The following is a 19,654-nucleotide window of genomic DNA, read 5'->3' as shown; positions in this document are numbered from 1 at the left end:
TATGAGGTCCGCATGGCGAACCCTCCCGTACGCTGCGGGCCCATGAACGCCAAGGAAACGGACGGACGGGACGGGCGGACCGGGGTCGCGGTGGTCACCGGGGCGGGCTCCGGCATCGGACGCGCGGTGACCCGTGAACTGCTGCGCGGCGGCTGGGCGGTGGCGCTGGCGGGGCGCAGGGCCCAGGCGCTGGAGGAGACGGCGGGGGACGACGGACAGGCTCTGGTGATTCCGACGGACGTGTCCCAACCGGCGGAGGTGGAGGCTCTGTTCGCGGCGACGGCCGGGCGCTTCGGCCGGGTGGAACTGCTGTTCAACAACGCGGGTACGTCGGGCCCGGGCGGGGTGCCGGTGGAGGAGCTGCCCTACGAGGCGTGGCGGCACGTGGTGGACACCAACCTCAACGGGGCGTTCCTGTGCGCGCAGGCGGCGTACCGGCAGATGAAGGGGCAGACCCCGCAGGGCGGCCGGATCATCAACAACGGCTCGGTGTCGGCGCACGTGCCGCGCCCGCGGTCGGTCGCCTACACGGCCACGAAACACGCGCTGACGGGCCTGACCAAGTCGCTGGCGCTGGACGGGCGTCCGTACCGCATCGCGGTGGGCCAGATCGACATCGGCAACGCGGCGACGGAGATGACGGAGCGCATGCGGAGGGGGGTACCGCAGGCGAACGGGGAGATCGCGCCGGAGCCGGTGATGGACGTGGCGGACGTGGCGCGCACGGTGCGGCACATGGCGGAGCTGCCGCTGGAGGCGAACGTGCAGTTCGCGACGGTGCTGGCGACGGGGATGCCGTACGTGGGGCGGGGCTGAGGCGATCCGCGCCGCGGGGGCCGGGTGATCCCCACAACCGGAATTAACACATCCGCCCCATTGCGGCCGGTGGAGAATCTATGCTCAACTTCTCTGCACCAAAGCTTCACAGTTGAGGCAGCGGTCTTCCGTTGAGCCACATCCAGGGGGGAGGCGGCAGCCGTTCCACACCGCCGGCTGGGGGTGGACCCGCGCGGGACCGCGGGTACACGCCGGCGGGTGGAACGGCTGCCGCACGTCTTACGCGGCCCCTGCCGCTCGTCGCTGGAGGATGTGCTCGACCTCCGTCATCTGCCGCTCGCTCAAAGGCCCCTTGGCCAGCGCACCGGCGTTCTCCTCCGCCTGGGCGACGGAGCGGAAGCCGGGGATGGGAACGGTGCGCGGGCTGCGTGCCCAGAGCCAGGCGAGGGCGCCCTGGGCGAGGCTGCGGCCGCCGCTGGTGAGGACGTCCCGCAGCGCGTCGACGCGGGCCAGCCACTGGGGGTCGGCGCCGCTGCCGTCGCCGAAGCCCCGCAGCCAGGCGGGCGGACGGCTGCGGATGTCCCCGGCCTCGAGCGGCCGGCCGCCGCGGTGCTTGCCGGTGAGCAGCCCCATGGCGAGGGGGCTGCGGTTGACGGACGCGAGGCCGGCCTTCTCGCAGAGCAGCAGCATCTCGGGGGCGTCGTCGAGGATGTTGAGCGCGTGCTGCACGGCGGCGCAGTGCGGCCCTTCGGCGAACACGGCGGCGCGGGCGGGGTCGTCGGTGCTCCAGGCGTACGCCCGGATCAGCCCCTCCGCGACCAGTTCCTCGCACGCGTCGCGCAGCACGGCCGCCCGCTCGGGGTCGGCGTCGGCGATGTGTAGCTGGTACAGGTCGACGTGGTCGGTGCCGAGCCGGCGCAGGGAGGCGGTCAGGGCACGGCGGAGGTGCTCCGGGGAGTCGTCGGTGCCGGAGGCGGTGCGGGTACGGGGGTCGAAGAGGTTGCCCCACTTGGTGGCGACGACGACATCGTCGCGCCGCGGGCCGAGGGCCCTGCCGAGGATCAGCTCGCTGTGCCCGGTGCCGTAGACGTCGGCGGTGTCGAAGAAGGTGACGCCGAGATCGAGGGCGCGCCGGATCGCCCGTACGGACTCGTCGTCGTCCACCTTCCCCCACCCGAGCGGCTGCCCGGCCCTGTCCCGCCACTCCCCACCGATGGCCCAGCACCCGAACCCGAGCGCGCTGACCTGGATACCACTGCGTCCCAGTGTGCGTGTGAACTCCATGCCAGGGACGGTAGGAGTTGGAGTGCGCGCCAGGGCAAGGGGGTTGTCGATCTCCGGCGGGCGACGGGACGCGGGGAGTCACTCGCCCGTTGCCACCGCCCGCTCGACGCTCCCGGGGGTCGCCCCCACCGTGACGGGTACCGCGAAGGCGTACGTGTCGTCGCAAAAGATCAGCTCCTCCGTCGCAGGGACCAGGCGTCGGTACCAGCACGCGAAGCGCACCGCGAGGTGCAGTGGGCCTTCGAGGTAGAGGCAGGTGCCGTCGGCGTGGGAACGGCCTTCGAGACGGTCGCCTGCCTCCTCGTACTGCCACGTCACGTCCCGCACTTCGCGTCCAGGTGTATCGGGGCTGGTCACGGAGATCCGCGCGTCGGGCCAGCGCGTGCGGAGGGATCGCGTCAGGTCGTCCCGGTCGACGGCCTGGCCGGCCTTCCTTCCGAACACGGCGAGGTAGGTCACGAGTCCACCCTCTCGCGGAGCGCGGAGCGCGGACGTGGCGGGGCCCGGGAGTCGTATCCAGCTCCCGGGCCCCTGGGGATGCCACCCCATTCGCACGCCGGCGGCGCATGAGGACGGATCAGTCATCATGCCGTCGTGTTCTTCCTTTGAACTACCGCGCCAAGAAGAGAGGCGCAGGCGAGAGTCGAACTCGCATCCGACGGCGTCCGTCCGCCCCCGTTCGGTCCGGCGATCGGCGGCGATGCTGAGACTGGAGCGAGAGTCTGAGATTGACCGCGGCCGCCTCTGCGACGACCGCTCTTCAGGCTGAACTTCAGTTTCAGCTTGCGCTCCCGGCGCGAACCGGTCCTCACCCGGCCCGCGCCCCGTAGCGCACCCCCGCGCTCGCACGCGGGGGCGATCGTGGATGCCACCTGTGGCCGCGCCGCGCGTCAGCCGAACAGGTAACCGAACACCGCGTCGCCGACCCGCTGGTCGGTGACCTCGGTGCCGTTGGCCTCCTCACGGGCGAACTTCACGGCCTGCTGAAGCTTCTCCACCCGCTCCAGCAGCTCGTTCACCCGCCGCGCCGGAAGGGCGCCGGAGAACTTCACCGTGGTCCAGTAACCGATCGGCACGTCCTCGTAGTACACCTCGACCTGCGCCGGGTGCTTCTCCGTGGCCTCCGCCTTGACGTGGTTGCGCGGCACCTTCTTCGTGCGGATGGTGCGCACCGGGTCCGTCTTCCACCAGTCCGTGGACGGGTCGAGGGACCAGGACTCCGCGGCGTCGAGGGCCGGCCGACATCACCCTCCACGGTGTCCGCCGGACGACATCGACGCGGGCACCCGCCCTCCAACCGGGGGCGATTTTCGGCCTGTTCATTGTTCAAACAAATCTGGCCATCAGGCGGTCTGTCGCCGCTGACAGATGATCAATAACCTTGTGCAGTAAATGAATCACGATCGCAGGGAGCCCCATGTCCACCGCCCAGCAGGTGCCCGACATCCTCTCGCCCGAGTTCGCCGCCGACCCCTATCCGGCCTACCGCGTGATGCGCGAGACCGCGCCCCTCATCTGGCACGAGGCGACCAAGAGCTACATCGTCTCGCGCTACGAGGACGTCGAGCGCGTCTTCAAGGACAAGGCCGGCGAGTTCACCACCGACAACTACGCCTGGCAGCTCGAGCCGGTGCACGGCAAGACGATCCTGCAGATGAGCGGCCGTGAGCACGCCGTCCGCCGCGCCCTGGTCGCGCCCGCCTTCCGCGGCAGCGACCTGGAGCAGAAGTTCCTGCCGGTCATCGAGCGCAACTCCCGTGAACTGATCGACGCCTTCCGCCACAAGGGCTCGGCCGACCTGGTCGACGACTACGCGACCCGTTTCCCGGTCAACGTCATCGCCGACATGCTGGGCCTCGACAAGGCCGACCACCCCCGTTTCCACCGCTGGTACACCGCCGTCATCGCCTTCCTCGGCAACCTGGCCGGCGACCCCGAGGTGACGGAGGCCGGCGAGCGGACCCGGCTGGAGTTCGCCGAGTACATGCTGCCGATCATCCGCGAGCGCCGCGAGAACCCGGGCGACGACCTGCTGTCCGCGCTGTGCAGCGCCGAGGTCGACGGCGTGCGGATGAGCGACGAGGACGTCAAGGCGTTCTGCAGCCTGCTGCTGGCCGCCGGCGGCGAGACCACCGACAAGGCCATCGCCGGCATCTTCGCGAACCTGCTCGCGCACCCCGACCAGCTCGAGGCCGTCCGCGCCGACCGCTCGCTGATACCCCGCGCCTTCGCCGAGACCCTGCGCTACACCCCGCCGGTCCACATGATCATGCGGCAGTCCTCGACGGAGGTCACCCTCAGCAGCGGCACCATCCCCGCCGGCTCCACCGTCACCTGCCTGATCGGCGCCGCCAACCGCGACGAGCGCCGTTACGCGAACCCCGACCGGTTCGACATCTTCCGCGAGGACCTGGCCACCACCAAGGCCTTCTCCGCCGCCGCCGACCACCTGGCCTTCGCGCTCGGCCGGCACTTCTGCGTCGGCGCGCTGCTGGCCAAGGCCGAGGTGGAGGTCGGCATCAGCCAGCTCCTCGACGCCATGCCGGACGTCCGCCTCGCCGACGGGTTCCAGCCTGCCGAGCAGGGTGTGTTCACCCGCGGCGTGCAGAGCCTCCCGGTGCGGTTCACGCCGGTCCAGGGCTGAGCACGGTCGGCGGTCCGCGCCCACCGTCACACGCGCCGCCCCCGCCCCGGGCCGGGTTCCGTTCCGGCCTGTCCGCCGCGGGGGCAGCGCCCGTCGTCGTGCCGCCCGACGCCTGACGCCGGACGTCCAGACCCCGCCGCCTGTCCCCCGGTGAGGGCTACTGCACCACCGGCGTGAACTGCACCGGCAGTTCCATCAGGCCCCGCATCCAGATCGACGGACGCCAGACCAGCTCCTCCGGCTCCACGGACAGCACCAGGTCCGGCAGCCGCTCCAGCAGCGTCTCGACCGCCGTACGGGCCATCACGTCCGCCAGCAGCGGGGCCGGGTACGGGCAGCGGTGCTCGCCGTTGCTGAAGGACAGGTGCGCCGCGTTCTCCGCGCCGACGTGCCCCTCGGGCCAGATCTGCGGGTCGGTGTTGGCCGCGGCCAGGCCCAGGACCAGGCAGTCGCCCGCCCTTATCTGCCGGCCGCCGAGCTGTACGTCCCGTACCGCCCAGCGCCCGATGAAGTTCTGCGTCGGCGTGTCCAGCCACAGCACCTCGTTGAGCGCCTCGCCGACGCTGAGCCGGCCGCCCGAGACGTTGACGGCGAAGCGTTCGTCGGTGAGCAGCAGACGCAGCGTGTTGCAGACCCAGTTGGACGTCGGCTGCTCGCCCGCCGAGATCACGGAGATGAGGTCCTGGACGATCTCCTCGTCCGAGAGCCCCGCCGGGTGCGTCACCATCCGCGAGGTGACGTCCGGGCCGGGCGCCATCCGCTTCTCCTTGACCAGCTGGCGCAGCCGTTCGCCCACCCGGTTGTACCCGGCGACCGGGTCCTCGCCCTCCGCCGCGTCCAGGGAGATGCGCAGGTCGTCGACGAGCTGCCGGGTGTCCTCACCGGTCGCGGGCATCCCGCACATCTGCACGACGGCGCGCATCAGCAGCGGGTGCACGTAGTCGGACATCAGCTCGACCTGGCCGCTGCCGGCGAACCCGCGGATGAGGTCGTCGGCGATCAGGCCGCACTCGTTGGCCAGCTCGAACTGGTCGACGCCCTCCAGCGCGTCGGTGATCACACCGGCCCGCCGCCGGTGCTCCTCGCCCTCGGCGAACAGCACCGACGGCTGATAGCCGACGTACGGCAGCAGCGGCCAGTCCGACGGGATGTTCTCCCACTGGTTCCAGCGCCGCGAGTCCCGTGCGAACAGCTCGTCGTGGTTGGTGACGTACGTGAGCTCGGTGTAGCCCAGCACCAGCCAGGCCGGGATGCCGCCGTCGAGCAGCACCGGCGCCACGGGGCCGTGCTCGCGGCGCATCGTGCGGTACAGCTCGGACGGCGTCTGCTGGAAGTCCAGCCCGGTGAGGCCCACCGCCCCGGCGTGCGCGGGGCACCCCGGGGGCGGTGTGATTCCGGCCTGCTGCGCGAAGGGATCGGCCTGATCGGTCACAGTGTCGCCTCCTTGGCGGTGGCCAGGTCATGGAGGTGGTTCACGAGGGTGATCAGCACGTCCTTGCCGGAGGCCCGGACCCGGGCGTCGCAGTCGACCATCGGCACGTGCTCGGGAAGGGCGAGCGCCTGGCGTATCTCGTCCAGGGAGTGCCGGACGCCGTCGTCGTCGAACCGGTTGACGGCGACGACGAACGGCGTTCGGTGGTGCTCCAGCCGGTCGATGGCGTACCACGAGTCGTCCATCCGGCGCGTGTCGACGAGGACGACGGCGCCGAGGGTGCCGGAGAACAGCCGGTCCCACAGGAACCAGAACCGCTCCTGCCCGGGCGCGCCGAACAGGTACAGCACCATGCGGTCGTTGAGGCTGATCCGTCCGAAGTCGAAGGCGACGGTGGTCGTGGTCTTCGCCGCCACTCCCTCGGTCTCGTCGACGCCCACGCCGGCCTGCGTCATCACCTCCTCGGTGTTCAGCGGCCGGATCTCGCTCACCGAGCGGACCAGGGTCGTCTTGCCCACGCCGAACCCGCCCACGACGACGATCTTCAGCCCCGTCTCCGCGGTGTCGCGGAGGGGTGTGCGGTGGGTGGGCAGCTCAGAGGTTGCGGAGTCCATGGAGCACCTCTTGGAGTAGGGCGGAATCGGGCAGGGAGGCGACGGACGCCGCCGCGCGCGGGTGGCGCGCGGTGATGCGCCCGGTGTCCAGCAGGTCACCGAGCAGGATGCGTACGACCGTGACCGGCAGCCCGAGTTCCGCGGCGATCTCGACGACGGCGACGGGGTGTTCGCACAGCTCGAGGATCCGGGCGTGCTCCGACTGCATCCCCGGCGTCGGCGCGCTCTCGCTGACGATCAGGGTGACCAGGTCGAAGGACTCGTCGGCGCGGCTGCGCCCGCCGGTGACGGTGTAGAGCCGGTCCGGGTCACCCGTGTCTACGGGTTTGCGGGGGGTCACGAGGTGCCGCTCCCCGCGGCCTCGGTTCGGGGTTCGGCCCGCAGGTGGTCGCCGATCTGCTCGACCAGCTCCATCATCTGGTGCCCGACCACGCCCGGGTCGGCGTCCTCACCGGCGACGACGGCGAGGTGGGCGCCCTGGCCGGCTTCCACGATGAACAGCAGACCGCCGTGGAACTCGGTCATCGACTGCCGTACACCGCCGGTGCCGTCGCCGAACTCCATCGAGGCGCCCTGGGCGAGGGCCTGGATGCCGGAGCAGATGGCCGAGAGCTGGTCGGCGAGGTCGAGGGTCAGGTGCTCGCTCCAGCAGAGCTTGAGGCCGTCCCGGGACAGGACCAGGGCGTGCCGTGCGCCGGGGGTCCGCTCCAGAAGACCCTGCAGGAGCCAGTTGAGGCTGTTGTCGGTGGTCGTGGTCTGCATGGTGGGTGTTGGGACGGTGGTGTCCGGCCTGGCCGGTCACCGGCCCGTTCCTCCTATCTCACGTGCTCGAGCGGGAAGGGGCGCCGTCGCCCCGGGCGCCGTACGGGGCCGGGCCGCGGCGCCGTACGGGAGGGGTGGGACTAGGGAGCCGCGGGGGGCAGGGAGTCGGCGGTGCCTCCGGAGGTGCCGGCGCCCGGCGTGTCGGTGGCGCCGGTGGTGGTGGCGCCGTTTTCTGAAGTGCCGGTGTCGGAGGTGCCGTTGCCGGACTGGCGTGCGCCGCGGTGGAAGGCGCCGAAGCGGGAGCCGGCGTCGCGCGCCCCGCGCCGGCCGGACGCGGTGTCACCGGAGCGGGCGGCCGCCGACTGGCGCTGTTCGCGCTCGCGTTCGGCCTCGGCCATGGTGCGGCCGGGGGCGCGGACCGGGAGGCCGTTCGGGGTGGTGCTGGCCGGCTGGCGGTGCCGTCCCTGGCCGGGGACCGTGGGCAGTGCGGACAGCCGCTCGGTGACGGAGGCCGGGCGCTCGGTCCGGGGGGCCGACGGCTCCGGGGTCGCGGGGCGGGCCTCGGCAGCGTTGTCACGGTCGCCGCGGGAGCCGTTCGCGCCGCGGACGGGCAGGGCGTCGACGTCAAGGGACGTACGGCTGGGCAGCGCGTCCGCGTCGCCGCGGGAGCCGGTGGAGGAGCCCGCGGCGGGCAGGGCGTCCGTGTCCGGGGAGGGCAGCGACGCGCGGGGCGCCGACGGGGACTCCACGGGCAGGCCCCGGGCCGCGGCGCCACGCCCGGCCAGGGACTCGCCGCGCCCGGACGTCTCGTGCGGGGCGGGCTCACGGTGCTGGGCGAGCAGGTGCAGGGGCAGCAGGATCACGACGCCGGTGCCGCCGCGGGAGGACGGACGGTAGTTGACGCTGATGTCGTACTTCGAGGCGAGCCGGCCGACGACGGCCAGGCCGAGGCGGGTGCCCTGGAGGGAGGCGAGGTCGGTGACCCGGCCGGTGACGGCCTCCTCGGCGCGGCGCATGGCCGCGTCGGCCATCTTCAGGCCGCTGTCCTCGATGGTGACGACGATGCCGGCGCTGCGGTCCTCGACGTAGACGTGCACCTCGTCGATGGGCGGGGAGAAGTTCGCCGCGTTGTCCATGAGTTCGGCGAGGAGGTGCATGACGCCTTCGGCGGCGAACCCGGCGACCGCGGTGCGGGTGGAGCAGTGCAGGCGCACCCGCTGGTAGGCGGCGATACGGCCGGCGGCGCCGCGGAGGATGCTCTCCATCTTGATCGGCTTGTTCCAGGCGCGGCTGGAACGGCCGCCCATGAGCAGCGCCAGCCGGTCGGTCATCAGGCCGAGCTGGGAGGTGCTGTGGTCCAGCTTGAGCAGGTCGCCGAAGACCTCCTCGCCGTGCCGCTCCTGCATCTCGCGCAGGTCGGCGAGCATCTGGACGGCCTTGGCCTGGACGCGGCTGAGCGCCTTGGCGGAGGCGGCCTGGGCGGCGGCGGCGCGGCGCTCGCTGTGGGCGAGTTCACGGATGAACGATTCCGCCGGGACGCGCAGGGCGGGGTGGTGCGGCAGTTCGATCTCGGCGAGCACGGTGTCGGCGGAGCGGCCCTCGCGGAGCCGGGTGATCGCGGTCGGCATCGTCTCCCGCGCGAACCGGTCGTGTTCGGTCGCCGTCTGCTCGAGTTCGTCCCGGATCGCGCGGTACTCGTCCTCGAGCGTCATCACGCGCCGTACGTCCTCCTCGACGGTGGCGGCGAAGGCGCGGGTGACGCGGGCGAGCTGCGGGTCGGAGGGCGGGGGCACGGCGGCCAGCACGTCGGCGGCGCTCGTGCCGTCGCGGAGCCGTTCGGCCACGGCGGGCAGGGTGGCTCCGGCCAGGTGGGAGATCTCGGCGGAGCGGCGGGCGGCTTCGGCGCGCAGGCGGCTTGTCTCGGACTCGCGCTCGGCGGCGGTGGCGCGGGCCTTCCGGACGAGGCGGTGGTCGACGAGGACGGTGACGGCCACGCACGCCCAACCGGCCAGCACCACGGCCAGGGTCCACGAGGTGGCGCCGGACGGCGCCAGGGCGAGCGCCGCACCACCGGCGGCGGCGGTCACCACCAGCACGGCCGCCCGTGCGGCGAACGAGGTGCGCGGCGCCCCCGCCGGTGGGTGCTGGCTGGGAGAAGCAGGCACTGGCATGGAGCGGTCCCTCGGTCGGTGAGAGCAGGGGAAGGGGGCGGCCGTACGAACGACGGCCGCGGGCCGGGGACGGGATCTGCCGACAGAAGGCGATCTTCCGACCACGTACGGCTCATGCTAATCACCCCGATGCACGCGGAAGCCCCGCTTGCTGAACAGCTCGTCAGCAAAATCAGTTCGTCGTGAACCCATCGCTCGTACGTTCCGCTGTGGTAGCCGCGCCGAGGCCGGACGAGCCGGGCCGGAGTGCGACAACGCGCCCTCCGAATCACCTGACGGGTCGTCACATCTGCTTCACAGCGCTCCTCTCAGCGCTCCCCTCACTCACGTGAGGGGTCACTTTTCGGCCAACTGCGTTTATGCCAGCGGCGCTTCACACCCGGGAGCGGTAACGAGGAGGACATGAAGATGAAGGATTTCCGACGCTCGTGAAGAACTGGTGACGACGGGTCGCGCCGGGTTGCGTGAGCGGGGGCGCACGGGGGCTTGCGCGCGGGCGGCGGCGGAGAGGAGGAGGGCCCTTTCGGAGGGCGTCGGGAGTGCTCCCGGAGCTGCCGGAGCTCCCGGAGGGAGAGGGGAGCGGCAGACGAGTCGGGCTGTACGCCGGGTTCTCCAGAAGCACCCTTCTGACCTGCGGCTTTGTGGGCCGAACCGGCTGTGACCTGCTAGGACGGGTTGCAGAGGTGATCGGAGGCAGTCAGAGGAAAACGCTCTGATTCGACCCCGGATCGACCCGGGTCGCTCAGAGGCAGCCAGAGGCAACCCCTCTGCTTCTGCCGCCTGAGCGGCTCTGGGAGTCCGGAGTCGGACAGGCCGACGACTCCGACTTCTTCACGGTCTCCCCGGTCGAGCCGCGATGGGGATGCCTGCCTCCACCGGAGCCAGGCACACGAAAGCCTCCAGGACGGCCATCCTGGAGGCTCTTCGCTGGCACCGATTGGAGGTCGGTTCCGGACACCACCCGTGGTTTTAGCGGGCCCCGGTGGCGTCCATGTCTTTCGCGAGACGACCCCACGTGCCACAGCAGACCCGTCACCCAGACTCATCCCGACGACCAGTAGACCCGAGCCGAGGGCTGGGCCTTCACATGCTGCCGCCAGCCGCGGCTGATCTCGTCCTCCTCGGTGACCTCACCGGCCGCTACGCGACCGGCAGTTACAGCAAGCTCGCTCCAGACGGCCACAGCGTGGCCCTGCGCGGGGAGCGTCAGGGCGTGGCCGAGCACGGGCACCGGGTCACGGCGGCCATCGCGTGCCATGTCGCCCGTGCCGGCGGAAGCGTCGACGACCTGACCCGGCTGCTTCTGCACCCGGATCACGAGGGTGGCCGGCATGCCCGGCACATTTCGGTGCGGTCTGGACAGGCCCGTGCCCTGGACTACATCCACCGCGTGTGGGCCAGCGCCTCAGCCGCAGTCATCAGCACGGCATCCCTGACGTCGCGCCAGCACGCACACGAGGTGCTCTCCTCGCTGCGCGACCGAATCGAGACGACGCCCTGGCCCGGGGAGCGGGGGCGTACCGCGCTGCGAGTACTGCGGGCACATCTGACCTTCGCCGAGATCGCCGGCGGACCCCTGCACCACGCCAGCGAGCGGCAGACCGCGGAGGAAGCAGGCATCTCCCGCACGACGCTCCGGGCCGTCTACGAGACCGTCCTCAAGCCAGGCGGCTGGCTGCAGCGCCTGAAGGTCGGCCACGGCCGGGAGGGCTCCACCTGGTACATCAGCGACGGCAGTACCAGCCATCACGACATTCCTGCTGCCCTGTCTCGTTCCCGGACCACTCAGTACCCCCCCGACCCGGCACTTGAGGAGTGGCACACCCCTGAGACAGACACGCGGGCCGACATCGACTCCACCGTCATCGGCCACCTGATGGGCCACGACGCCTTCACCCACCACGGCCTCGGCAGCTCCGCCCTCGTGATCATCGGCGCCCTGCACACCCGCCCATCCCAGACCATCGGAGAGCTCGTGCGCTCCGCGTCGGTGTCCCGGGCCACCGCCTACCGGGCCCTGCGTCGCCTGGCCGACCACGGCCTGGTCCACCACCACGGCGAGACCTGGTCCCTCGCACCCCGCGCCGTGGAGGGCTTCGGCACCGCCCCACCGCATGCTGCTCCCGCCCCGTCCGCCCAGCTCGCACGCGGCTGGGACACGGTGGCCCAGCAGTACGGCACCACGGGTGTCGCGGCCCGTCGCAGGGCACGGCATGCCGCGGAACGCGCGGCATACCGAGAGCTGCTGGACCAGCTCGCGGAGCACCGCAGCAAGGCCATGGTGATCGTCCGCGACGGCCGCCAGGTCCTGGTGCCCCCGCCCCGCCCGGACGAAGTACCGCCCTCGTGGTGCGCCCCGAACGGACGCGTCCTGGACCCGGTCACGGGCCGCCTGGCCCCGGACTGGCGCGTGGCCACCGACGGCCGGTTGATCCTCATCACGCCTGCTGACCAGCGCAGTTATGACGAGCTGGCAGCCGCCCATGCCGAAGCCCTCAGCGAATGGGAGACCGCTGCATGACCTCACCACCCCCCGCCACCCCTGACGCGAACAAGGCGGTGACGCCCGAAGCCCTGCGCGCGCAGTACGAGTCCGGTGCCACCGTGCAGGAACTGGTCGCCGCCAGCGGCCTGTCATACGGCACGGTCCTCAACCGGCTGCGCAGTGCCGGAACCGTGATGCGCACCTCGTGGCAGACCCGCCGAATGCGCCAGGACCCGCAAGCACGCCGACGACTCGCCACACAGCTCCGCGCGCTCTACGAGCAGCACGGCGCCACGCTCGCCGAGCTGGCCGCGGCGGCATCCATGACACAACGCGCCGCCCGGCGCCTGCTGATCGAGGCCGGCGGCACCCCACGGACGACGCAGGAAACCCTCCGGATGCGCGCCGCAAAGCGGGCGGCCGAGCGGCACCGGCTCGCGGTGTCACTGCGGGAGCGGTACGAGGCCGGCGCCACGGTCCCGGAACTGGCGACCGACTGCGGCTACTCCGCAGCAACCGTCTACCGGCTCCTGCGCCAAGCAGGCACCCGGATGCGGCCCCAGCAGAACCGCCCACGGGCCCTCGGCGTGCGGAGGCAGTCGTGAGCGCCTCCGCGCCACGGGCGCCGCCGATCATCGGCCCACCCGCGCCGTACCCCAGCCATACCCATCTACCTGCTGGAGATCAAGCACACATGAATGAGAAGACCCGGTCCAAGACCCTGGCGGCGGCGACAACCCGCACCTGGGACGCCTTCGTCATCGTCGTCGGCATGCTCAAGGGCGGCACGGGCAAGACCACCTCCGCCTGGTTCATCGCCCTCTACCACGCCGTCGTCCTGAACCTGCCGACGCTGCTGCTGGACGCCGACGCCACCAGCCAGTCCGCCTACGACTGGTTCAAGGTCGCCCAGGCCGAGGGCTTCGAGATCCCGGGGAACCTTGTGGTCGAGCGGTACCCGTTTGACGACATCGCCGAGTACATCCAGGCCAAGCGCGCCGAGTTCGGCGCGATCGTGGTCGACGCCGGCGGCGGCAGCGCCCGCATCTTTTATGAGGCGGTCACCGAGGCGAACCGGCTGATCGTCCCCGTCGCCCCCACCAAGATCGAGCGCCGCAAGCTCGTCGCCACCTTCGACGAGGCCGAACGCGCCGCCGCACGCAACGAGCGCGACGTCACCGCCCACGTCGTGCTGGTCAAGGCCGACGACCGCACCAACCTGCCCCGCACCGCCAAGGACCGGCTGCTCCACCCCGCCGAGGGTGAAGGCATCGGCCCCGACCGCGACGAACCGTTCCCGCTCGCCGAGACCACCATCCACTCCTGGGTGCACTACATGGAGGCCTTCGGCGAAGTCCCCACCGAACTGAGCGAGTACGCCCAGCTGATGAAGGAGCTCACCGCATGAGCGAGCGCATGAAACCCCCTACCCGCCGCACCGGCCGCACCCTGGGCGGGGCCAAGAAGACAGCCCCGCCGCCCCCTCCCCCCGCCGCCGAGCTCACCCCCGAGCAGTACGCCGCCGAACAGGCCACCGCCCAGAGCGAAGGCCGTCCCGCCACCAGCGAGCCACAGGCTCAGCCCGCTCCTTCCACCATTCCCGCCGAGGCATCGGCCCAGGGCCGGACCGAGGCGGTACCCGAAGTGACACGGACCTCCGCCCAGCCGACCGGTGACGTCGCACCGAGCGGCCCGGTGCAGGCGGAAGCCGTCAGTCAGCCAGTTGGCCCGGCTGTGACTCCGCAAGAGCGGCTGGAATCGGCTGCGGAGCCTACGGTCCAGACCACGCAGCCGGGCGAACCCGTTGCTCGGCACGGGCATACCCACGTCACGTCCACTCCTTCTGGTGCAGCCCCGCCCACCGAGGTGGCCATTCGCCCGGCAGCTCCTCCGGCCGCAGGCGGCACGGCATTCCCGGTGAGGACCGACGTCACCTACTCTCATCGGGAACAGGACATGCGATCGCAGGAGACGCCCAGCCAGGGAACCTCGTGGGCTCGAGGGCCTGGCCGTCCCAAGGACATTCCCGAGACCGCCGTCGTTCTCAACCAGCGCATCATCGCTCGCGAGAGCCTCGACTCGTCGGTCCCCGCCGCGCTGAAGCTCAAGAAGCGGATCAAGCGCTTCGCACTGGACAACGAACTCGATCACCTGCCCATCGGCGACATCGTCTCCGTCGCGCTGGACGAGTGGCTCACCGCTCGCGGTTTCTGAACCCGACTGCAGTGCACGAGGGGCGGCCACCCCGCGCGGGGGTGCGGCCGCCCCTCGTGCCGACTATTCCAATAGCCCAGTAGGCGGATAGCTATCCGCCTAGCCGGACAGACCGGAGCAGCTCTCGTGCCTGATCACTCCCCCTACGCCCGCCGACTGCGTGAAATCGCCGACGCCCTCGACGCCGAGTTCCAGCCAGCCGACGACGCTCTTATGCCGCACCCGGACACCCTGACCGTCATCAAAGACCGGCACACCAAACGAGGGCAGCTCAACTACGCCGTCCCTGAAGTCCTTCAGTTCCAGCGCCGGATCCGCCGCTGCAACGCCGACACCGACATCCCTCACGGTGACATCGTCGCTCTCGCCCTTGATGCCTGGCTCCGTGCAAAGGGCTATCCACCGGACCTCAATCCACCGGGGACAGAGGTTCTTTAACCAGCCGTATCACAGCGGAATACTGGGGGCACCGTACTTCACGGCGAGGGTGGCTCTGCCCATCATTCCAGATCTCGTTCTGTCCGCTGCGGAGTGCCGTGGCGAATCTTCATGTCCGCCCCCAGCCGGGCTATGACGCTCGATTCGACATAGGGATGTTGGCCTTGGTGGTAGTCGTCTCGTAGCTGCATTCGTTCGTACCAGTGCCACACGATCAGCTCAAGGTCGCGCTCCATCAGGAAGTTCTGGAGGAAGGACTTCCTCACCAGGATCGCCCGGCTGTCATTCCCAAGTTGTTCGTAGTGGGTGAACATGGGCGCGCCGGCAGAGTCGAGCCAACTGGGGCCCCGCATATCGAAGGTCAATCCCGCGGCTTGTTGGATGAAGGTCGCGGGCAGGACAACGCTTGCGGTTTCGCCGATGGAGCAGTCGAGGATGCTGCCTTCCCAGGTGTACTGCTCGATGGTGGGTACGACCTCGATCTCTTTTTCACCGATCGATACCCGGCGAAGGGTGTCGTGCCGGTGCGGGCAGTTCGGTCCGATACGGCCTACTTCGCCGACATAGCAGCAGTCGGTGTGGCCGTGCGAGTCGAGGAGATCACGGGTGTCATGACGTGATTCGTCTCGCAGGGCCTTCAGGAGGTCTTCGGCGTCATCCGCCTTGACGAGCAGTGTGTGGATGGTGCTTTTCTCCTGCAGGCCACGCCATCCCTTATCGGCCATCGGATCGACCTTGTTCACGAAGCTCTCGAGTGTCACCCAGTCGCGGCCTTCTCGGTCACTCAGGAACAAGGAGTTGGCAACGGTCGGCTCGGAGGCGGTATCGGCCAGGAACCGTCTGATGTCTCCGCGGTATCGGCTAAAGTCGATTGGGGCTGGTGGCCACGCTTCGAGGCTGATCAGCGGCGGGCTCCATGCCGTTACGCCGTTTCCGCCTTCTTCGTTGAAGGCGTGGTAGTCGATCGGGGGCAGGCTGGGATCGATCTCACGGTCGCCGATGATCTGGTGCAAGCCCTCATAGGGCTCGCTATGTCCGAAATGACGCGGTGCCTGGTAGTTGTCCGCAACTCGGGCCATCAGCTCGTGGTAGGCCATCCACTGGTACTTCTTGCCCCAGCGTTCGGCCTTGTGTCCTTCTCTTCCACCGCGCCCACGGCCGATTCGTCGATCTTCATCTCCGAACAGCTTGGGTGTCCAGCCGAGACGGAGTGTGCGGCGGAAGATCCAGCGGCATGCGATGTCTGCCGGGTAGGCGTGATCCACCGGCTGGGGATACACGAACGAGGCGTCCCAGAGCTTGCGCTGCTCTTCACTCAGCGGATCCTCTGCACGGCACAGAAGGGACTTGAGCCGGCTCAGCGCTTGCTCTTCAGGGTTGCGCAACTTGTCGGCCAGCGTCACCTTCTGTTCTTCACTCAGCGACGCGACGAACTTCTCCCAGCGGCTCTTGATGAACCGCGGCTCCCGGGCCTGCCGTTCGGGATACGTCTGCCCGAGGCGGTAGCGCGAGAAGCGATGAACGCCAGGCTGGACGACGTAGCGGGCGAAATCACCCATGCCCATCAGCGAGAGGTAGATCGACAAATAGCTCTCGTCAGCCGACTGCCCCTCGCGCCCACCGTACTTGGCCTTGATTGTCGCCTCCGTCGGCGGCGGACCAGGCACCGCCAGCCCGTATGGACGTCGGGATGTGTCAAGCGCCGATGCGGATAGCAGCTGCTGCGCTACGGCCCATCGGACGATGCCGCGGGCAGCGTCGAGGAGCAGCTCGTCCGGTCGGACGGGTGGGGTGAAGACCAGGTTGCGGACCAGTTCTGCGAGAGATTTTGCCTGATCATGGTGTTGAGGAGAGCTGCGCAGGAGTGCACCGTAGGCGATCGCGACTACACGTTGGACCACGTAAGGATCATCGACCGCCCAGAAACGCTCGACGAGTGCGCGCATGACGTCGAGATGCCCACGTAGCAGGTGGACCAGGGCTTTGGTGGTCCAGTCGCGCATGAATCGGTTCGGCGAAGAAAGGAGCCAGCACAGCGGGATGCAGGCAAGCTCGACCACCTTGGGGTCGTAGGCGGGGTAGGGTCCCGCTGCCGCCCAGCGTGCGAGTCGGGCTGTCGTGCCCGATGCGTCGGACAGAGCGTGATACATCGCGATACCGAAGTCGCTGTCGCGCTTGGGCATCTTCCGCTGAGAGAGATACCGGTGCAAGCCGTCGCCGTTAAGTCGGTTGTCGGGCTGCGGTGCAAGGGCGAAGAGCACCTCGTAGAGTGCCGGTCGACGCAGATAGCGCTGAGCCTCGTTCAGCAGGTCGATCGTCCGCTGAGTAACGGCTTCCGAGGCACGGTACGGCAGGGTCTCCACAAGTACCTCATATAGCCGAGGGGCGCGCCGGTACCGGTTCCAGGCGTCCCTGTCTTCGTGTCCGTCCGACGCCTCGGTCATTCTGATACTCAGGAAGTCCAGCAGCTCCACACCGTAGACCTCGGGGAACAGGATGGTCGCCGCCTCATGGATTCCCCAACTACTCTCCTCCGTCAGCCACTGCCTGACCGCTTCGTCGTTCAGCGGGTCGTCGGACAGCGCAAGGCGACGTCTCAGGAGCAGGAAGTCAGCGAAGGCCTGGAAGACGATCCGAACACCTTCCCCAAACCTTCCGCTGCCCAGGTGGAGACGCTCGCGTGTGAGCACTCCCTCCTCCTGCAGGAGGCCCATGAGCCGCACGGCGTCAATTCGGGTGTCTTCGAGCGACGAGCTGACTGTTTCATGGGCGCTGGCTGCGCTCATGCTTTCACGGCCAAGCCTGGACAACTCGTCAAGGAGAGCGTTCAGCGCATGGCGGACATGGTTCTGTGCCGCCTCTAGTTCGTAGCTGGAGGTTGCGTCGGGGCGTAGGCGGCGAGCTACGGTGCGGATCTTTGCGTCGAGATAGCGCTCGAAGATGGCGACGCGCCCCTGGTGGCCGGTTGGAAGCGAGTGGGTTTCGGCCTCCGAGAGACTTTCGCAGTACAGGCGGAGGAAGAGCGGCAGCGTGAACTCGGGCGTCAGGAGCGGGATTTTGGGGGCTTCAAGACCATAATGATCGAAGTAGCGCTGTGTCGCCTCGACTTCCCGCTCGGCGAATCCCGGATGTGCGCGGTGGACGTAGTGTTTGTCCTCAGCGCCCTCCAGCACGAGATCGCGGTAGGTGTCACGGCAGGAGACGACGAGGGCGACGTGCGGATGCCGGACGACGGCAGCTCGCAGCCTCGGGAGGTGCGTTCGCCAGAAGTCCGCTGGTGTCGTCTCATTGAGCGCATCGATGAAGATCAAGAAGCGGCTACCAGACGTCGTGGCAGCTTCGCCGGCGGCATCCATGGCGCTCAGGAGCACATCGCCGCCGACCGGCTCCAGGCCAAGTTGGTCCGCGACGCTCGCCCAGAGGTCGCCTCTGCCAAACTGCGCACCGGCCAGGAACACTGCGGGCCGATCAGCGAGCAGAGCACGGTGGGTAGCGTCTAGGAGCAGGTGCGTCTTGCCCGACCCTGCCTTGCCTGTCAGAAAGTAGGTGCGCCGCTGGAAGGCTCGGCCGACCGAAGAGTCAAGCCACGAGTGCAGTTCGTTGATCGCTTTGCTCAGCACACCGAGGTCATAACCCTCGGCGCGTTCGGGAGGGTTCTGGTTCCGCTTGGGGTCATCGCTCCGCAGCTCCCGCCACTCGGCCTTCGCCCGGCGCTCGTAGTCCCTGGCAGCTTCAATGGCTTCAGCAGTGGTCGACAGCTGATCTGTGAGGTGCCGGAGTGTAGTTGCAGGATCCCCGGCTTGTGCTGCGATGGAGCTTGCGGTCGACTTCAGGGCTGCGGCCGCGTCATGGATGGCTTGATAGGCGAATGCGCCGGGGTCGTCCTCATCCTTGACCAGCACGTGTAGATCGTTTACGGCGGTGATGACGTCGCGGCGCAGACGATTGAAATGAGTGAGGACCGTCTGGTCGAAGCCGAGCGCGATGAGGTCTTCCTGGATGGGAATGTCGACCTGCAGGTCGGGCCGGTACTTCTCGCCGGCAGCATCGGCCTGCTCCTTGTAGCGCTGCTCCAGCCAGTCGCGCCCGAGCACGACGTGATGCCACCAGAACCAGCGCCGACCGCGGTGCTCCGGCTTGGCCAGCTCGTCCAGCAGGTCGCTCTCCTGCACCAGCTCGAACTGAATCCTGTCGGCACCGGAGATCGTTTTCTTCCAGGTTGCGACCTTTGCCTCATACTTCTGTCGCTGAGACTTGCGCTCCCCGCCGCGCGTTCCGGTAGCAAGGTTCCAGGAGATCGCGAACGTCAGCTTGCGGAGTTCCGGCCGCTCCTTGGCTACGCGCTTCACCGAATCCGTCATGGCGGTCAACAGCGGATCGATGCCCTCCACATGCTTGGCCTGCCAGCCCCACTCCGTGCCGTCCTGCAGCGTGGCGTACCACTCGACGCCACCATCAGGGTTACCGGTTCGGATGGCCTGAGTACCTGTTGGCACGCGGTTTTTGAGCAGCTGATACGACAGCTCTTCGAATGCCCGACTCTGCTCACCGTTCCAGGCACGTAGCGTCCTGAAGCTCAATCCGTCTCCACCCTTCGTGTCCCCTTCCGGCTTGTAGACCCATATGCGATCACCCCTATGCCCGTCGGGGCCGATGCCAAGTCACGGGACTGGCGGAGCAGGTGAGGAGCCATGGTAGGCCCGGCGCCGCTCAGCTTCGCCGCTGGGCCATGACCACATGTCTGGCCTCAAGTGCACAGAGGTCGGGCCCGATCGCCAGGCGATCTTTGCACCGGAAGCAAGGGTGCGCGTCGCCCGCGGAATATTTTGAGGG

Annotated in this window: 15 protein-coding genes, 1 tRNA gene and 1 pseudogene; 6 read left to right on the top strand and 11 right to left on the bottom strand. The window is 69.3% G+C overall.

Features of this window, described 5'->3' with window-relative positions; all coding sequences use genetic code 11:
• The first annotated feature begins 42 nt into the window (after positions 1 to 42).
• Positions 43 to 816 carry an SDR family oxidoreductase gene (locus ACQY0Z_RS13975; protein WP_439812353.1) on the top strand — a complete coding sequence of 258 codons (774 nt, stop codon included), beginning with the start codon at positions 43 to 45 and terminating at the stop codon, positions 814 to 816.
• Between the two features lie 240 nt (positions 817 to 1,056).
• On the opposite strand, the gene ACQY0Z_RS13970 is transcribed toward ACQY0Z_RS13975, so the two are convergent.
• The 4 genes and pseudogenes from ACQY0Z_RS13970 to ACQY0Z_RS13955 form a co-directional block, all read right to left on the bottom strand.
• Complete coding sequence (locus tag ACQY0Z_RS13970) at positions 1,057 to 2,061, bottom strand: aldo/keto reductase (RefSeq protein ID WP_254586489.1); 1,005 nt, start codon at positions 2,059 to 2,061, stop codon at positions 1,057 to 1,059.
• 78 nt (positions 2,062 to 2,139) lie between these two features.
• Positions 2,140 to 2,520 (bottom strand): hypothetical protein, encoded by a 381-nt coding sequence (locus ACQY0Z_RS13965; protein WP_189896555.1) that lies wholly within the window; start codon positions 2,518 to 2,520, stop codon positions 2,140 to 2,142.
• A gap of 169 nt (positions 2,521 to 2,689) precedes the next feature.
• Positions 2,690 to 2,812: transfer RNA gene (locus tag ACQY0Z_RS13960), tRNA-OTHER, on the bottom strand.
• 139 nt (positions 2,813 to 2,951) lie between these two features.
• Positions 2,952 to 3,299, bottom strand: a pseudogene (locus tag ACQY0Z_RS13955) (DUF7873 family protein); the annotation flags it as partial.
• Between the two features lie 179 nt (positions 3,300 to 3,478).
• Here ACQY0Z_RS13955 and ACQY0Z_RS13950 point away from each other — a divergent pair.
• Complete coding sequence (locus tag ACQY0Z_RS13950) at positions 3,479 to 4,705, top strand: cytochrome P450 (protein WP_189896554.1); 1,227 nt, start codon at positions 3,479 to 3,481, stop codon at positions 4,703 to 4,705.
• A 157-nt stretch (positions 4,706 to 4,862) separates the two neighbouring features.
• Here ACQY0Z_RS13950 and ACQY0Z_RS13945 read toward each other — a convergent pair whose 3' ends face one another.
• From ACQY0Z_RS13945 to ACQY0Z_RS13925, 5 genes are all read right to left on the bottom strand, one after another.
• Positions 4,863 to 6,137, bottom strand: a complete 1,275-nt coding sequence (locus tag ACQY0Z_RS13945; protein ID WP_189896553.1) for a cytochrome P450 — start codon at positions 6,135 to 6,137, stop codon at positions 4,863 to 4,865.
• Positions 6,134 to 6,751 carry a GTP-binding protein gene (locus tag ACQY0Z_RS13940; protein ID WP_189896551.1) on the bottom strand — a complete coding sequence of 206 codons (618 nt, stop codon included), beginning with the start codon at positions 6,749 to 6,751 and terminating at the stop codon, positions 6,134 to 6,136. Before ACQY0Z_RS13940 ends, ACQY0Z_RS13945 begins: the two co-directional genes overlap by 4 nt.
• Entirely contained in the window at positions 6,732 to 7,091 is a 360-nt protein-coding gene (locus tag ACQY0Z_RS13935; RefSeq protein WP_019522447.1) for a DUF742 domain-containing protein, read from the bottom strand. Before ACQY0Z_RS13935 ends, ACQY0Z_RS13940 begins: the two co-directional genes overlap by 20 nt.
• Positions 7,088 to 7,513 (bottom strand): roadblock/LC7 domain-containing protein, encoded by a 426-nt coding sequence (locus ACQY0Z_RS13930; protein WP_019522448.1) that lies wholly within the window; start codon positions 7,511 to 7,513, stop codon positions 7,088 to 7,090. Before ACQY0Z_RS13930 ends, ACQY0Z_RS13935 begins: the two co-directional genes overlap by 4 nt.
• A 140-nt stretch (positions 7,514 to 7,653) precedes the next feature.
• Entirely contained in the window at positions 7,654 to 9,684 is a 2,031-nt protein-coding gene (locus ACQY0Z_RS13925; RefSeq protein ID WP_189896550.1) for an ATP-binding protein, read from the bottom strand.
• A 1,087-nt stretch (positions 9,685 to 10,771) separates the two neighbouring features.
• Between ACQY0Z_RS13925 and ACQY0Z_RS13920 the strand changes: the two genes are divergently transcribed.
• The 4 genes from ACQY0Z_RS13920 (at position 10,772) to ACQY0Z_RS13905 (ending at position 14,383) form a co-directional block, all read left to right on the top strand.
• Entirely contained in the window at positions 10,772 to 12,205 is a 1,434-nt protein-coding gene (locus ACQY0Z_RS13920; protein WP_439812352.1) for a helix-turn-helix domain-containing protein, read from the top strand.
• The gene (locus ACQY0Z_RS13915) at positions 12,202 to 12,774 is read left to right on the top strand and encodes a helix-turn-helix domain-containing protein (protein ID WP_439812351.1); all 573 of its coding nucleotides are present in this window, start codon (positions 12,202 to 12,204) and stop codon (positions 12,772 to 12,774) included. The genes ACQY0Z_RS13920 and ACQY0Z_RS13915 overlap by 4 nt, the downstream gene beginning before the upstream one ends.
• A gap of 89 nt (positions 12,775 to 12,863) precedes the next feature.
• Positions 12,864 to 13,577, top strand: coding sequence for a ParA family protein (locus ACQY0Z_RS13910; RefSeq protein WP_439812350.1), 714 nt, complete (start codon positions 12,864 to 12,866; stop codon positions 13,575 to 13,577).
• Positions 13,574 to 14,383, top strand: a complete 810-nt coding sequence (locus tag ACQY0Z_RS13905; protein ID WP_439812349.1) for a hypothetical protein — start codon at positions 13,574 to 13,576, stop codon at positions 14,381 to 14,383. The genes ACQY0Z_RS13910 and ACQY0Z_RS13905 overlap by 4 nt, the downstream gene beginning before the upstream one ends.
• Before the next feature lie 99 nt (positions 14,384 to 14,482).
• Here the strand turns inward: ACQY0Z_RS13905 and ACQY0Z_RS13900 are convergent, their stop codons facing one another.
• Positions 14,483 to 14,731: a hypothetical protein gene (locus ACQY0Z_RS13900; protein ID WP_439812348.1), complete on the bottom strand. Its 249-nt coding sequence runs from the start codon at positions 14,729 to 14,731 to the stop codon at positions 14,483 to 14,485.
• A gap of 152 nt (positions 14,732 to 14,883) precedes the next feature.
• Positions 14,884 to 19,401: a hypothetical protein gene (locus tag ACQY0Z_RS13895; protein ID WP_439812347.1), complete on the bottom strand. Its 4,518-nt coding sequence runs from the start codon at positions 19,399 to 19,401 to the stop codon at positions 14,884 to 14,886.
• Positions 19,402 to 19,654: the final 253 nt, after the last annotated feature.

This window comes from Streptomyces sp. P9-2 (assembly GCF_051903975.1).
Classification (GTDB): Bacteria; Actinomycetota; Actinomycetes; order Streptomycetales; family Streptomycetaceae; genus Streptomyces; species Streptomyces cellulosae.
This window is presented reverse-complemented; position numbering and strand designations above follow the sequence as displayed.